The sequence below is a fragment of the Undibacterium sp. KW1 genome, assembly GCF_009937955.1.
Taxonomy (GTDB): Bacteria; Pseudomonadota; Gammaproteobacteria; order Burkholderiales; family Burkholderiaceae_D; genus Undibacterium.
The window spans coordinates 6,143,412-6,158,755 of record NZ_AP018439.1 but is presented as its reverse complement, the minus strand read 5'-3'; the positions used below and the strand labels follow the sequence as shown (position 1 = coordinate 6,158,755).

The window sequence follows — 15,344 nt, the reverse complement described above, 5'->3', positions numbered from 1 at the left end:
AAGTAAAAAAAGCTCCTGAGGCCAGGAGCTTTTTTCATGGCGGGAAGATATAGCGCGTATCATCTCAAGTATTGGTTTGGATCTCCTTTCTTATACTCATGAGTAAACCTCAAACCCCTTTTATTTCTTCAAGAAAGCGGCCCCAGCAAAGTCGCTCGGCTGACCTGGTGGCCACCATATTGGAAGCTGCTCTCCAGGTTTTGCAGCGTGAAGGCGCACAAAAATTTACTACGGCGCGGGTGGCCGAAAGAGCGGGCGTTAGCGTGGGTTCTGTGTATCAGTATTTTCCCAACAAGGCGGCCATCCTGTTCCGTCTGCAAAGTGATGAATGGCGGCAGACTGGCGGCATGTTGCGCGAGATATTGCAGGATACCCAGCAGGCACCGCTGGAGCGCTTACGTAGCCTGGTCCATGCTTTCATTCGTTCAGAATGTGAAGAAGCCCAGATGCGTAGTGCCCTGACCGATATCGCCCCGCAGTATAACGATGATCCTGAAGCGCAGGAAGCATGGCAATACTGGGATCAGACCGTGCAGGTATTTATTGAGGAATTGCTGCCCACGGCAACAGCAGCGACACGTTCCATCGTTGAAGAACTGATTTCCACCACGCTCAGCAGTGCTGGTGAACATGTGTCGGCAAATGGCTATCCAACTGACAGGATAGATGACTATGCGGATGCCATGGCAGATATGTTTTGTGTTTACCTGAGCAGCGTCAAAAGCAAAAAGTAAATTGATCAGGCTTCATGAAAACCTGATCAATTGATGTAGTACCTATTTTGTGGGGTGCAAATGGTGCGCCCTACAAAATTTAAATACCTTATACGCTTGCAGATGCTTTTCCCAGCAAACGCACAGCCACCAGTAAAGACAAAGCAACTGCCACGCTGGCTGCCAGAAAAACAGCATCAACTCCCCAATGCCCGGCGATAAAACCTGCCAATGGACTGACTATGCCCAGCGACATGTCGAGAAAAGCGACATAGGCACCCATGGCGACGCTGCGGCTTTGCGGTGGGGCACGGCGCGTAGCTTCTACACCGAAACCGGGGAAGGCCAGTGAATAGCCAAAGCCCGTCAGGGCAACACCTATATAAGCCAAGCTGGCAGTATCAGCCCACCAGATCAACAGTAGGCCTGCAGCTTCTATTACCACATTGACGAGTGCTACCCTGGCTCCACCGAGCTTGTCTGGCAAATGACCAAATAATATCCTGGCCCCAATGAAAGCTACGCCAAAGAAGGTAAATGCGAGCGAAGAATTACCCCAGTTTTTTGCTGCAAACAACAAGGCAGAAAAAGCCGTGATCACACCAAAACCTATACTGGCCAGAGCCAAGCCCAGGCCAGGTATCATGACGGTACTCAATACCTTGTAAAAAGGCATGCGGGTAGTAGCTGTCGGTGCGATGGCAGGTATGTATAAAGCGACCAGCAACGCCACTACCGGCATGCAGATAGTCGCAATGCCTATACCGGCAAATCCCAATTGTGCATGGATGGCGACACCAGCCGGCGCACCGAAGGCAAATGCTCCATAAATGGCGATGCCTACCCAGGCCATGACCTTGCCTGCATTTTGTGGCCCGACCAGGCCTATGCCCCAGCCCAGGGCTCCTGTAACCATCAGGCTCTCACCTATCGCCAGCAAGACACGGCCAGCCAGCAATATCCACACCGATACCACAGGTGTAGCAACAAATGGCAGCGATGCCAGATACACCAGGCCTGAGCTGGCAATAGTCACGGCACCCGTGAGTACGGCCCGTTTGGTACCACGCATGTCAGCAAAATTGCCAGCCCAGGCGCGTGACAGCAGGGCGACGGTAAATTGTGCACCGATGACCAGTCCTACGACCAGGGTACTCATGCCCAGGCTGTTATGCAGGTATAAGGGCAATACGGGTAGTTGCATACCCATGGTCAGAAAGCCGATAAAAACAGCCAGTGTCAGCGGCAGCAATTTCAGAAAAACACTGCCACCAGCGGCTGCGGGTGCTGCAGACAATGGTGGCGAAGATTGAGAAGATAAAGACATAAAAAACTCCAGACATAATCGTGTGATTGATGCTGGATATGATAAAAGTCTTAGTCCTGGGCGAATAGTCGCGTAATACGGAGAGCATGAAACTGTCTTGCGAGCCAGGCAGGACGTGGCTTTGCGATTTTTTTGGATACTTGTTTTTTTGCAGGCGACGCGAAATATTCGCGTTTTAAATGGCAAATGCAGACGGTGTTGCCTGTACTTAAAATTCAATGTGAGGCGAGTACTCATTATCTTCAGATCAATAATTTTTACATTAGAATCTGGAGAAAATAATAAGCTGTGGATAAGTTTGGCTATTTAAATTTAACTCAATTTAAAAATTGAATCTAGGGCCGAAATTTATAGTTTCTGTTTTAATTCTACCGCTTCAATCGCATCACATAAAGATTCTGCATGACCAGTTTTTTTAAATTTCTGTGCAAGGATTGCGCAATTGGTGTTGATGGATGCAGAGCGCAGCAGTTGTGACAGGCTGCGCGTCAATTTTCCAGCAGTCAGACGTGACATGCGTAGAAAATCACCTGCACCCAGATTTTTTACACGCGCAGCATTGTCGAACTGGTCAAAAGCCAGTGGCGTCAGCAACTGCGGTATGCCCGCTCTTAGCGCTTCTGCTGTCGTACCTATGCCCCCATGGTGTATCAGTGCTGATGCACGCGGCAAGATGCTGCGCAGTGGCAGATAACTTTGCCAGAGTATGTCAGCCGGTAGAGCAGAGGCGATCTGCTCACGGTGAGTACTCAGGAATATCGCCCGCAAACCCAGTTTTTGCACTGCCTGCTGTGCACATTCAAAATAATGACGAGCCTGTATATTCCCTGAACCTGGGGTAAATATCACAGGTGCAGGCCCTGAGGCCAGAAATCCTTCGAGTTCTGTGGATAAGTCTGTAGCCTTGCTGCTGTCATAGAGCTGGAATTCTCCCATGGCCATAGTTGTCGGCCAGTCTGGCTGTACTGCGGCAAACCATGCCGGGAAAAAACTGATACTCAGGTCTGGTACTGCATACATATACGGTGCGAGGCTGGTAATCGGTGGCAGATTCCTGGCCAGCCTGGCCTGATTGACCATCGGTACAGCTACCGGATCAACAAAATTTTTATCTGCATAAGTCCAAAGCCAGTGACGCATCCATACCGGTAACCAGCGCGGTATGAATAAATCCCCCATGACCAGGGGATCATGCACCGTTCTTAAATTAGATGGCGCGAGATAAGCCGCGACGATGGGAATATCCGGACGGAAGCTGCGCACCAGATCTGCTGCTGCCAGACCCAGAGGATGGCTGATCAATACGCAATCCTGATCGGGTGGCAGGTTAGCAAAGTAATCAGGTATTTCTGTAAATACGCATTTGCATGAGGCAAGTACCACGGCCATGCCTGTCCGTGTATTCCACATATCTGGATTACGCAAGGCAGCGTCATAGTCTTCTTGCCTGCCCAGTACTTCATAGGCAATCCCGGCCATTTCTGCATGCCTGGCATGTACCGGCGACAAAAGCATGGTGACTCTGTGCCCGCGTCTCTGCATTTCAGTAGCCAGACTCAGAAAAGGGAAGATGTCCCCAAGCATACCCATACCCAAAAAGATGAAATGCTTGGTGTCAGTCATTATGCCCTTGCTCGTGCTGTTTTATTTCTGTAAGCAGGAGACATTTCATAAAAATTACTAAAATCCGTTAATTTCTCTTATTTATATCTAAAACCTAAAAAATTTTTCGGCAATTTATTTATTTTTCTCCAGGTCACGTAATTCATCTGCCATTTTTTTGGACGCTTCCATCATTTTGTCCATCATGGGAGTGACCACTTTTTGCATTGCTCCCATGCTTTGCTGAACGATGACTGGAATTTTGCTGACATAAGCTTTACCTGCCGGGGATCTGTAGAAAACAGCTATCCCATCGACTTCTTCCTGAGTCAGGGAATTTGAATAGATTTCAATAAAAATGGGTTCGAGTTTGTCCCAAGTCATTTCTGCCTTGTGGATATCTATGACTTTATCCCGGAACTTATCCAGGATTTTTTGCTGGTCAGCATTGATAGTCTGGTCTTTCAGGGCAGCTTTCATCATGTTTTTCATGACGACATCCATCTGTGCCTCTGTACTTTTCAGTATTTGCTGACTATTCGTCAATACCAGCAATTCCTTGACTGAGGCTTCAGTCGGTTTTTCTGCATGGGCAGCAGAGCAAGCCAGCACGGCTGAAAATAGTAAACCTGACCATAGTTTCATGGTGTTTTGTCCCTGAGGATTTAATGAGTAACGGATTCTACGACAGTTTTTTGCTTTTGTTTTTTTGCCTTTCTTGAGCTGTGGATACCTTTAATTTGAATAACTTTATATAAAAATAGTAGTAGTTGTTAACACAGGCATGTTGCTGTGGATAAGTCGGTAAACATCCACAGGATCAAGAGTTTAGGCAAATGATAAGGCGGTGATAAAAGTCTGTATATCCACAGGACAAAATCTGAACAGTAAACCTGCAGATCAATGAATTTGGAGTTACACACAATAGATGCAGTGGATATCAGCTGACTTATCCACAAAGATTTTTTTAAAAATGTTGTTTTTCAACGTGAATTTTCAGAAAAAGGCTGATTTATCGCGCTCCAGGGAAGGATTTCAGAAAAAAAAGGAGATTGATGATCTCTTGCAAAGTCATGGACTGAGCTTTTTTTGACGCAAGGCAGTTTTCAAAACTTGAATTTCTCTTTAATTAAAAAAATGTGATGCCCTAGTTTTAGGAAGCCCGTTTTTTTATGAAAAGTGTCTGATGCTGATCAGGTGCTTTTTTTTAAAGATCTAATTGTGAATATCAAATTTCAAATTTTTTAGTCAGACGTTTTTATTTGCATCAAAACCAGGTCTTTCAGAAAAAGTTTCCAGGGCTTTCCGAAAAGGGTTTAATTAAATAATTAGTTTATATATACATAGTAATAGTAGTTAACGTCGCGATTTTTTGTGGATAAGTCTTAATTTGTCCACAGAAACAAGTACTTAGTTCATGTATAGATGCACTGATAAGTCCTGTATGAAAAAAGGACGGTTTTGGGATAAGAAAAACCTCAGTCAGGCTTTTTGTGGTTTTACACAGTTCGTCCTGTGGATATGCATAGGCTTATCCACAGGAAAAACATAGTTGTTTTTATATTTTTTATTTAAATCCCGTCCGCTTTTTTTAGGATTGCTGGCGCAAAAGTCCTGAGTAAGCGGGCAAAAAGCGCAGTACTTTGTACTGCAGTTGTGGATAAGTGGCGGTTTTGGATGGCGGTATATTCCAGTTGGGGAATGCCACCGCGTGCACGTTTGAACTGGCTGGCGCCAGAGCTGTAATGCAGTTTCAGCTTCTTGTCTCTGGCTGTTTTGAGTAATAAAGCCATCAATCGCCGGTATAAACCCAGTTCTTTGGGCAGGCTGGTGTCATAACCTATAAGGGGTGTGGTCAGCCAGCCATTCTCATGATGTACATAAATACCAAGCACACCGACCAGACGGCCTCGCCAGCGCAGGGCATGCATTTCCAGGAACTGGGTTTCCAGACAAAGCTCAAAGAAGGCGGCTGTGAAGTCGGGATTAAGATAAGAGTGTTTATCGATGAAGAGCTGGCGGTAGAGCTGTTGCAATGCTGCAATGTCTTGCATTTGCAGTTGTTCATGTGTCAGTACTTCTACTTCAGGATGGTCGAGCAGGCGGGCATCCTGTTTCACATGATTGTGTTTCCAGACGCTGGTTTGTTGTGGATCGCAGAGATAGATCATGCGGCTGGGTAGTAATTGCCAGCCGGTAGCGAGCAGGCTGGCTGCCAGTTCGGGGTTCACCTGTGGACAGATATTGCGCATCATCAGCGGGCGCTGTGGATAAGTGCTTAGCAGCTTGTCGGTGGTCTTACTGATTTCGCCTGCTGACCAGTCTGCGTACAAATTGGTGGAAACCAGGTGATTCGCAATAATCGCTGCCTGGTCCAGTTTACTGGCTTTGAACAGAGTAGAAAGAGGACCGAGAATGGGACAGCTGAGTAGTTTGATCGCTTGTGCCTTGGCTGGACTTGCGCCGCGCAGCATCTCCTGGCGCGGATAACGCAGCCAGGTTGAACGTGGACTGGCGACATAGCTTTCTTGCCAGTTGCTGCCGTCCAATAAACTGACGGGTTGGCTTTGCCCTGCAATTTCTACGGTCTGAATGTCGCAAGTGGCATTGTGCAGCCAGTGCTGGCCACCGCGTGAACGCGCTGTCAACAGCCAAAGGGCATCTGCCACCACGCGTGGTGGTAAAGAGGTATGCAATTTGGCGATTACATCTTGGTGTACAGGTGCATGCCGCCATAGATGGCAGAGCGGTCAGTTGCATACAGGGCACGGTTATGGTCAACATCGGTATGCCAGGTGGCCAGTATGTCTGCCGGTAACTTGGCTTCCAGCGGTGACTCACTGCCACCGGTGCGGAATACTACCTTGGCTCCAGGTGCTGCAGTGCGCGTTACTTCTTGCCAGAGTCCTGTCAATTGTTGTTGATCCATCCAGTCTTGCGCATCAAGAAAGAGATAAGCGTCCATGGATGCACGTGGCTGTCCACGCAAAAAATCAGTCAGGGTTTGATGATGCGGATGCAGCCTGTCTATATTGCGGCGCAGGGTATGGAAATGTTCTTGTTGCAGATACATGGGCAGGGCTGCCTGTTTTTTGGTGTCATAACGGCGGCCAAATGCCTGTTGGGCAAAACAGTTTTCTGCCAGAGGGAAATCACAGGCCAGGTGACGCATTCTTTCCTTGAACAAGAGATGCAGGCCGTTTTTGGCATCGTGCTTCAGTTCAGCAAATTGAGACGGTGGTATACCGAGGCTATACAGGGCCAGCGGCTGACTGGCGATCAGGCGGAACAGGCGGGTCTCAAATACCGGGGCGACATATTGTTCAAATAGCTGGGCTTGTTCCTGCAGGTTGTTAGCCTGCATGAGCTTGCTCATGTCGCCACCCATCATGCGCACAAAGAAATGCGCAAAGCCGATGAAGTTACCCAGCAAGCCATGCTGATAAGCCTGGTTGGTAAAATAATGGTAGCGCGGTTTGCCTGACAAAGAGCGACTTTCCCAGAAGTTGCTGGCATCGTCTGACAATTGACTGCGTATATGACGCTTGTAGCGTTTCAGGTTATCTGGCTTGTCGGCATTACCCAAAAATGCCAGCACCGCATCATAGTCCGGCAAGTGCCTGATGGCAGTTTGCTTGATATTGAGCATAGCCAGGTGGGCTGCATTCAAATCCACGGCATGGACGGCAGCCGGTTCAGCGGACAGATAAGCGAGGGCATTGCAGCCACCGGAAGAGATGGTCAGGATATTCGCGCCTGGTTTGAGTTGCAGGGCATTCAGGTCAGCTTGGGGATCTTCCCAGATCTGCGCATACACAAGGCGGCTGAACCAGTGGGCAAACAGTTTGTCTGCCAGGCCCTTGCGGCCAGACGTGGTGGAATTGAAAACTGCGCTGTCTATCAGGGCTTTGCTGGACATGCTGGTCTCCGCTTATGTTTTGGATAAGGAAGACTTTAGGATGCAGAGGTGACAGGCTGGTGACAGATTGATGAAGATTATGTGAAAAACGTATAAGGACTTATAAAAACTCGCCCCAGCTGCGTTGCAGCTCCGGTAGTTTGCAAATTAGGTACTAAAGTACTGTCTTCGTCGCTACGGTGTGGGCGGGGTTTCGGACAGTATGTTGTCCGCCGCCGAAACGAAGCATCCTTGCAAGGATGCTTTCCTCAGCAAGGCCTTGCTGGGACTAGTTTGTATAAGTCCCCTTTTGTAGTCTTTTTTTATTTAAATTCAGCGCTCAACTACCCCGCTCTGTGGATAAACGCCGCCGTCTGGCTTTGATGAACATGAGTAACTGATAAGCAAAATACAGGGAGGCCAGTACTGGCATGGAGGCGACCAGTATCCACAGGCCGCCTGCCAGGGGGACCGGGCCTGACCATACCAGGATAGGTACATCAGGTTTATTGCTTTTCTCAATGGAGGCTTGCTTGGGTGTATCTATCTGTACACCAGTATTTTGCCTGGGCAAATCTTCTGGTGCAACGACAAATACCGCCTGCGTGCCTGGCTTGGCGCTCGCCGGGGCAGGAGTATTGCCAGTTGCGGCAGCGAAAACAGGGGAGGCTGGCAATGCGGTCAGCATCTGCAATGCCAGTATCAGGACATACTTGAGTTTCATTGATGCAATCAGTCGAAATGCGATGTAGTTTTAGCTACGGTGGGCTTTAATTTTTCTCAGCGAACTTTTTAAGATTACTTAAGCCAGCTTCAAAATCGGGACCCACCATTTTATCCATAAATGGGGCAAATAGCTTCATCATGAAATTTCCTTCGCTGCTGCCTTCCATTTTCCAGGTGACTTTAGTTCCATCAGGCTGGGCTTCCAGCAGGAAACTGCCTGTCGATGGTTTGCCCATGCCTTCAAAATGCAGCTCATAATCAATTTCACGGAAAGGGCTGGCGTGGCTGAGTTTCATGCCGCCATTGCCTTGTGAAGCACTTTTCCATTCCCAGGCGGCATTCGTGCCTGATTCGGGGCCAGAAAACTCCATTTTCATATTCGGGTCACGCTGGTTCCAGACGGACCAGTTTTTCCATTCCTTGGGTGTGGCGATCAGGGGGAAAATCTTGGCCGGGGTGGAATGTATCTGGACACTGCGGCTGACTTTGTATTCATTCGGCAAGGCATAGGCGATTGCCAGTATCAGGGCGATGGCAATTATCAGTATGCCAGCAGACCATTTGATGATTTTCATTTTTTCTCTCTTTTTGGTAAAAATGCCAGCTATAGACTACAAAGCTGACTGTAAAACAGACTGTGGATATCTCGTCTTTGGGCGATTTTACTTGTTTTATCTTAATTGTTTTATCTTACTTTCCCTATGGCGATTTCCCAGTTTTGCATGAGGCTGGCGGCTTCATCGCGGCTCATGGCTGGAGTAAATTGCGTCTCCATTTGCCACTGGCTCGCGCATTCTTCCATACTTTTATATACACCAGCTCCCAAACCTGCCAGATAAGCTGCACCCAGGGCCGTGGTTTCTGTGACTTTGGGGCGTATCACCGGTATGCCCAGCAAATCTGCCTGGAATTGCAACAACATATTATTCGCCGCTGCACCGCCATCGACACGTAATTCCCTGATAGGGAAAACGGCGTCCCTGACCATGGCTTGCAGCAGGGCGGTACTTTGAAAGGCGATTGATTCCAACGCAGCCCGGGCGATATGGGCGACGGTCGTACCACGGCTCAGACCGAGGATGGCACCCTTGGCTGAAGGTACCCAGTAAGGTGCACCAAGCCCAGTGAAGGAAGGGACAAACACCACGCCACCAGAATCTGGCACGGTGGCCGCCAGTTGTTCTACATCGGTCGAATGCTGTATAGCTTTCAGACCATCCCTGAGCCATTGCACGACTGCTCCGCCGATGAAGACACTGCCCTCCAGGGCATATTGGGCGTGAGTATCGGTCTGGCAGGCTGCGGTGCTGATCAGGCCATTTTGCGAATCTGGACATTGATCACCGGTATGCATGAGCATGAAGCAACCCGTGCCATAGGTATTTTTGGCCATGCCCGGTGTAAAACAGGCCTGGCCAAACAAGGCAGCCTGCTGGTCGCCAGCGATACCGCCGATGGGAATGGCGGTGCCCAGCAGTTTGCTGTGACCGAATTGGTGACTCGATGGCAAAACTTCTGGCAGCAGTTTTTTGGGTATGTCAAACCAGCTCAGTAATTCTTCATCCCACTGGTTATCGTGGATGTTGTACAGCATGGTGCGCGAGGCATTGCTGACATCGGTGACATGCAAGCTTCCTTCGCTGAGTTGCCAGGCCAGCCAGCTGTCGACGGTACCAAAAGCCAGTTCACCGGCATTTGCACGGCGGCGCGCGTCGGGAACATGATCTAGCAGCCACTTGAGTTTGGTGGCAGAAAAATACGGGTCAAGTATCAGGCCAGTCTTGGCCTGTATGCGTAGGGCATAGCCTTGTTGGCGTAATTCATCGCAATAGGCTTCTGTGCGGCGGTCTTGCCAGACGATGGCATGGTATAGCGGCTGGCCAGTTTTCCTTTCCCATAACACCGTGGTTTCGCGCTGGTTGGTAATGCCTATGGCGGCGATGTCTTTTGCCTGCAAACCCGCTTTGCTCATGACTTGCTTGCAGGTGGCAAACTGGCTTTGCCAGATTTCCTGGGCATCATGTTCTACCCAGCCTGGCTGCGGGAAAATCTGGCGGAATTCCTGCTGAGAGGTGGCAATCAATTCACCTACTTCATTGAAGATGATGCTGCGTGAGCTGGAAGTGCCCTGGTCTAGTGCAAGCAGATATGTCATAGAAATTCCTGATGTATCTGATCCCTGTGGAAGAGAGACAGAAAATGCAGAATGAAAAATTTTCAGCCTGATGCTGACGTCTGGTTACAATTTTAGCCATTCCTGCAATGGCAAACAGGATTGAATTTGATATAGTAGTTTATTGATTTAATATTAAGCAAGAAAGGCAATTCTGTGGCGGGTTTACTCAATTTTTCTTTGTCTTTACTGGTGCTGGTGTTTTTTGCTTTTGGCACCATGCGTAAAAGCCGCCGCCTGATCAACCTGTCTTTTTTTGCCATGGTCGCTGCCAGCCTGCTGGGCTGGTACCAGTATATTTTCCCTGCTGGCCTTAGCCTGCTGTTTTATGCAGGAACCCTGGCAACGGTGCTGGCGATCTCGGTATTCTTTTATGCCATTTATTCTTATGAGTCTGTCTGGACAGACTTGCAGGAAATCAAAGCCAGTCAGTTGCCCTGAAGGCTAGTCTCCTGCGAGTACAAGATATTATTTCACTTCCAGCAATTCAATATCAAAGATCAGATAGGCGTTCGGCGGTATCATCCCGTTGCCTGCACCTGCGGCACCATAGCCCAGCTCTGGCGGTATGATCAGGGTGCGCTTGCCACCAACCTTCATCCCTGCTACACCTTGTTCCCAGCCTTTGATGACGCGGCCTGAGCCTATGGTGAAGGAGAAGGCCTGCTGGCCTACGGAACTGTCAAACTTGGTGCCACGTTCCCTGCTGGCAAAAGGATCATGCAGCCAGCCTGTGTAATGGACAAACACGGTATTGCCAGGCAGGGCTTCTTTGCCACTGCCGACTTTTTCATCGATTTTAGTGAGCCTGCTGATGACCACGCTGTCAGCGGCTTGTGCCTGGGCCGATGCGGCGGGCAGGATGCCAGTGAACAGGCTGGTGGCGAGCAGGGCAGTAAGACAATGGTATTTCATAGAATTTTCCTTATAGATTTACTTCTGAAGACTTTTATTTCTGTTTGGCTGCCGCGATTTTTTTCTCAAAAGCCACGTCCAGTTTGCTGGCTTTTTTGGGAGCCTGTTTATGCAGGTTGTTAACATAAACGACAAATTCATCGATTTCCATGGCATCGCTGACGCTGACAGGCAATTCGTCTGGCTGTTCCAGATTGGCCAGGGTCAGGGAAAACCGGCCATCCGCGAGGCTGACCATGGAATAGGGAGCATTATTGCTGCGTTCACGCAGGCGGTTGACTGCATGGGCGGCCTTGGTCGATCTGGCCATTATTTGATCCCGTATTTGCGCATGATTTTTTCCATGGTGCCGTCATTATCCAGTTCTTTATTAATCTTGTTGTAGAGCTCTATACGTTGCTTGTCCATGCGGACATTGCACAGCATGTTGAGCTCTATGCTTTTCCATTTGATGGCACGCACAATATCATTGGCATAGCCTTGCTGCTGGGCAAGGAACATGCCGTGTGACTCTGAGACTATCCAGTAGTTCAGCCTGCCATTCACCAGCAGACGTGGATTGTCATCATCCTGGCTCGCAAACTCTATTTTGTAGCCTTGTTCGCTGAGTTGCACGCCTGTGGCTGCATTTTTGTACGAACCTATCGAATAAGCTTTGGCATCTTCAAAACTTTTTAGCACGCGGCTATCATTTTTGCGGCCATACAAAACCCAATTGTCGTTGACCAGCGGGCCCACCCATTTATAAAGATGTTCTCTGTCGGGCGTGCGGCGAAAGCCAAACAGGCAGGTATTGTCATCATTGAGCGTGGAATTCAAACCGCGTGCGAGGGATGTGCTGCTGATGCTGTAGTTATCGCCTGCACGCCTGAGTATCTCTGCGATCTTTTCGGTCAGCGCACCCTGGATTTCACCGGTTTTAATGTCAGTGTGCGTGAAAGGCGCAAATTCCTGAATAAGCAGTTTGATCGTTTCTGCCTGGCTGATGGCAGGAACGATGGCCAGAGATACAAGCAAACTGGATAACAGGAGTTTCACGAACGATTTTCCGAAATAGATAAGTGGTGCGAATATACCGCTGAATTTCCAATAAAGGCAGAAATTTTCTGGTTTTGAGCTCTGGTGTGCGGCGGAGGATACACTCTTGCAAACATCTATACCCAGATCGTTTTCAACAAGACAAAACTCGCTGCGATCATGGCTTCATGCTGGCGCTTTTCCTGGCAGATGAAGCTCAGTTCCGTCGTGACACTGACGGCATCGGCAATCACCAGTCCATGGGCATGGGCTTCGCGTATGGCGATGGCATCCCGTATCAGGCTCAGGCCAACTCCAGACTTGACCAGATCCAGCATGGTTGGCTCTTGATCTACCAGGGCGACCTTGTTGGGGGTGACACCCAGTCCGGAGAAAATCTGGCTGAGCAGCCGGTGATGTGCGGATTCAGCCGGCGTCCACAACCACGGCAATTTGGCCAGGCTGGCCCAGTCCTGGCCAGCAACCCGGTTTTTCCAGCCCTTGGGTGCCACTACCCGGTAAGTAAATGGCGTCAGCACCTGGCTGTGGCAGGGTGTCTTGCCATCGTAAGGCGGCTGCCCCAGATAAAAGCCCACATCCAGCGTACCGGCACGGATTTGTTGCAAGACTGTGCCTGACATGCATTGCTGCAACTTTGTGGATAACTGTGGATAAGTCTCGACCAGACGTTTCAAAAATAGCCCCAGTCGGGTGAACTCCGGGTCCAGTATTGTGCCTATCGCCAGCTCGCCAGAAATGGTGCTGTGCATGCTATGGGCGGCCTGGCGAAATTCACCCATGCTGGCAATGACTTTTTCGGCATAAGGCAGGAGTTTCGCACCATCGTTGGTGAGGCGCATGCCGCTGGCGCTGCGTGTGAATAATGCAAGTTGCAGAGTATCTTGCAGGGACTTGATCTGCAGGCTCACGGCGGGCTGGGTTACATGTAATTGCTCTGCCGCCCGTGTCAGGTTGCCTTCTTTCGCCACGGCGACAAAGGCACGTAGTTGTGTCAAGTCCATTATCAGCAATCCTTATATTGCTATTGATAATAACTCATTGGATTTAGCAGAGCGAGTGAATTAATCTCTGTGTCACCGCAGAAAAAACTTCACATTACCCCTAAGGTTTACTTATGACATCCACAATCGCGCATTATATGAATGGTCAGGCTTATGCTTCTGCCAGCGGCCGCCAGCAAGATGTATTCAACCCTGCTACTGGCGAAGTGACTGGCAGTGTTGCCCTCGCCAGCATAGCGGAAGTACATGCCGTCATTGCCGCTGCCAAGGCTGCCGCACCGGCCTGGGCAGAAACCGCTCCGCTGAAGCGCGCCCGTGTGATGTTCAAGTTCAAGGAATTGCTGGACCAGCATCACAAGGAAATGGCCACCCTGATCACCCGCGAACATGGCAAGGTCTTGTCGGACGCCATGGGTGAAGTCACACGCGGCATAGAAATCGTCGAGTTCGCCTGCGGCATGCCGCAACTGTTGAAATCACAATTCTCGGACAATATCGGCGGCGGCATAGACAATTACAACCTGCGCCAGCCGCTGGGTGTAACAGCTGGCATTACGCCTTTCAACTTCCCCTTCATGGTACCGATGTGGATGGCACCGCTGGCGATTGCGACCGGCAATACCTTCATTTTGAAACCGTCTGAGCGTGATCCTTCCTGTTCCTTGCTGATTGCCGACTTGCTCAAAAAAGCCGGTTTGCCGGACGGGGTATTCAACGTCGTGCAAGGCGATAAAGTGGCTGTCGATGCACTACTGCAGCACCCAGATGTGTCGGCGATTTCCTTCGTCGGCTCTACCCCGATTGCTGAATACATCTACAGCGAAGGCACGCGCATGGGCAAGCGCGTGCAGGCTTTGGGCGGTGCAAAAAACCACCTGGTCGTCATGCCTGACGCCAACCTCGAACAAGCCGTCGATGCCCTGATGGGTGCAGCTTACGGCTCTGCCGGTGAACGCTGCATGGCGATCTCGGTCGCTGTTGCCGTTGGCAATGTCGCTGACAAACTTGTCGAAGCTTTAGTACCACGCGTGCAGGCCCTGAAGATCAAAAATGGCATGGAATCTGATGCCGAAATGGGCCCGGTAGTGACAGCTCAGCACAAGGCAAAAATTGAGTCTTATATCGCTGAAGGCATAGCCGAAGGCGCACAACTGCTGGTCGATGGTCGTGGCCTGAAAGTGCCTGGCCATGAGTCCGGTTTCTTCCTTGGCGGCTGTTTGTTTGACCATGCCAAAGAGGGCATGAAAATACATCGCGAAGAAATTTTTGGTCCGGTCCTGTGCGTAGTCCGCGTCCCTGATTTTGCGTCTGCTGTTGAACTGATCAACCGTCATGAATTTGGCAATGGCGTGTCCTTGTTTACCTCGGATGGAAACACCGCGCGCGAATTCTCACGCCGCATCCAGGTCGGCATGGTGGGCATCAATGTGCCTATTCCTGTGCCCATGGCCTGGCATTCTTTTGGCGGCTGGAAGCGCTCTTTATTTGGCGATGTGCATGCTTATGGCGAAGAGGGCATACGGTTTTATACGCGTTATAAATCCATCATGCAGAGGTGGCCGGATAGCATAGATAAAGGGGCGGAGTTTACGATGCCGGTGGCGAAGTAACGGCGAGCGGGCTCCTTCTCCTTCAAGGAGAAAATTGGTATTGCGAGTTGTCGATAAGCGACCATCATATTGTCGCGTAGGTTGGGCTACGCTTTATCAGCCCAACACTGGGCTTTTCAAGTACGTATTTGTTATTTTGTGCTTGGCCCCAGCGACGTTCGTGACATGCAATACTTTGATTAAAACGATCGCTCTCTGTGGATACAAGCCGGGTCTCGGCCCGGCGACCGAAATACTTTCTTTGCTTCGCCAAAGAAAGTATTCAAAGAAAGGCGACCGCAGACTCGCTCCCTTCGGGAGTGCCCGTTTGTGCGAAGCAAAAAATGGGAAGCGAGTTTCGG

The 15,344-nt window shown here is 49.8% G+C and carries 15 protein-coding genes; 3 read left to right on the top strand and 12 right to left on the bottom strand.

What is annotated here, in order from left to right; translation table 11 throughout:
• The first annotated feature begins 98 nt into the window (after positions 1 to 98).
• The gene (locus UNDKW_RS27860; protein WP_162061421.1) at positions 99 to 734 is read left to right on the top strand and encodes a TetR family transcriptional regulator; all 636 of its coding nucleotides are present in this window, start codon (positions 99 to 101) and stop codon (positions 732 to 734) included.
• 88 nt (positions 735 to 822) lie between these two features.
• Here the strand turns inward: UNDKW_RS27860 and UNDKW_RS27855 are convergent, their stop codons facing one another.
• The 8 genes from UNDKW_RS27855 to glpK form a co-directional block, all read right to left on the bottom strand.
• On the bottom strand, positions 823 to 2,040 hold the full coding sequence (locus tag UNDKW_RS27855) for an arabinose transporter (RefSeq protein ID WP_162061420.1): 1,218 nt from the start codon (positions 2,038 to 2,040) through the stop codon (positions 823 to 825).
• 348 nt (positions 2,041 to 2,388) lie between these two features.
• On the bottom strand, positions 2,389 to 3,663 hold the full coding sequence (locus UNDKW_RS27850) for a glycosyltransferase (RefSeq protein WP_162061419.1): 1,275 nt from the start codon (positions 3,661 to 3,663) through the stop codon (positions 2,389 to 2,391).
• 114 nt (positions 3,664 to 3,777) lie between these two features.
• The gene (locus UNDKW_RS27845) at positions 3,778 to 4,287 is read right to left on the bottom strand and encodes a DUF2059 domain-containing protein (RefSeq protein WP_162061418.1); all 510 of its coding nucleotides are present in this window, start codon (positions 4,285 to 4,287) and stop codon (positions 3,778 to 3,780) included.
• A gap of 926 nt (positions 4,288 to 5,213) precedes the next feature.
• Positions 5,214 to 6,338, bottom strand: coding sequence for a GNAT family N-acetyltransferase (locus tag UNDKW_RS27840; RefSeq protein WP_162061417.1), 1,125 nt, complete (start codon positions 6,336 to 6,338; stop codon positions 5,214 to 5,216).
• An 8-nt stretch (positions 6,339 to 6,346) separates the two neighbouring features.
• Positions 6,347 to 7,561, bottom strand: a complete 1,215-nt coding sequence (locus UNDKW_RS27835) for a DUF3419 family protein (protein WP_162061416.1) — start codon at positions 7,559 to 7,561, stop codon at positions 6,347 to 6,349.
• Between the two features lie 319 nt (positions 7,562 to 7,880).
• Positions 7,881 to 8,264, bottom strand: a complete 384-nt coding sequence (locus tag UNDKW_RS27830) for a hypothetical protein (RefSeq protein ID WP_162061415.1) — start codon at positions 8,262 to 8,264, stop codon at positions 7,881 to 7,883.
• A 46-nt stretch (positions 8,265 to 8,310) separates the two neighbouring features.
• Positions 8,311 to 8,841 (bottom strand): SRPBCC family protein, encoded by a 531-nt coding sequence (locus UNDKW_RS27825; protein WP_162061414.1) that lies wholly within the window; start codon positions 8,839 to 8,841, stop codon positions 8,311 to 8,313.
• 110 nt (positions 8,842 to 8,951) lie between these two features.
• Entirely contained in the window at positions 8,952 to 10,421 is a 1,470-nt protein-coding gene (gene glpK, locus UNDKW_RS27820; protein ID WP_162061413.1) for a glycerol kinase GlpK, read from the bottom strand.
• Positions 10,422 to 10,595: 174 nt separating this feature from the next.
• Between glpK and UNDKW_RS27815 the strand changes: the two genes are divergently transcribed.
• On the top strand, positions 10,596 to 10,880 hold the full coding sequence (locus UNDKW_RS27815) for a hypothetical protein (RefSeq protein ID WP_162061412.1): 285 nt from the start codon (positions 10,596 to 10,598) through the stop codon (positions 10,878 to 10,880).
• Between the two features lie 27 nt (positions 10,881 to 10,907).
• On the opposite strand, the gene UNDKW_RS27810 is transcribed toward UNDKW_RS27815, so the two are convergent.
• The 4 genes from UNDKW_RS27810 to UNDKW_RS27795 form a co-directional block, all read right to left on the bottom strand.
• Positions 10,908 to 11,354: an FKBP-type peptidyl-prolyl cis-trans isomerase gene (locus UNDKW_RS27810; protein WP_162061411.1), complete on the bottom strand. Its 447-nt coding sequence runs from the start codon at positions 11,352 to 11,354 to the stop codon at positions 10,908 to 10,910.
• Positions 11,355 to 11,388: 34 nt separating this feature from the next.
• Positions 11,389 to 11,664, bottom strand: a complete 276-nt coding sequence (locus tag UNDKW_RS27805) for a hypothetical protein (protein ID WP_162061410.1) — start codon at positions 11,662 to 11,664, stop codon at positions 11,389 to 11,391.
• Positions 11,664 to 12,392 carry an ABC transporter substrate-binding protein gene (locus UNDKW_RS27800; protein ID WP_162061409.1) on the bottom strand — a complete coding sequence of 243 codons (729 nt, stop codon included), beginning with the start codon at positions 12,390 to 12,392 and terminating at the stop codon, positions 11,664 to 11,666. Before UNDKW_RS27800 ends, UNDKW_RS27805 begins: the two co-directional genes overlap by 1 nt.
• Positions 12,393 to 12,508: 116 nt before the next feature.
• On the bottom strand, positions 12,509 to 13,393 hold the full coding sequence (locus tag UNDKW_RS27795) for a LysR family transcriptional regulator (RefSeq protein WP_162061408.1): 885 nt from the start codon (positions 13,391 to 13,393) through the stop codon (positions 12,509 to 12,511).
• Between the two features lie 113 nt (positions 13,394 to 13,506).
• Between UNDKW_RS27795 and UNDKW_RS27790 the strand changes: the two genes are divergently transcribed.
• The gene (locus UNDKW_RS27790; RefSeq protein ID WP_162061407.1) at positions 13,507 to 15,003 is read left to right on the top strand and encodes a CoA-acylating methylmalonate-semialdehyde dehydrogenase; all 1,497 of its coding nucleotides are present in this window, start codon (positions 13,507 to 13,509) and stop codon (positions 15,001 to 15,003) included.
• Positions 15,004 to 15,344 lie beyond the last annotated feature (341 nt).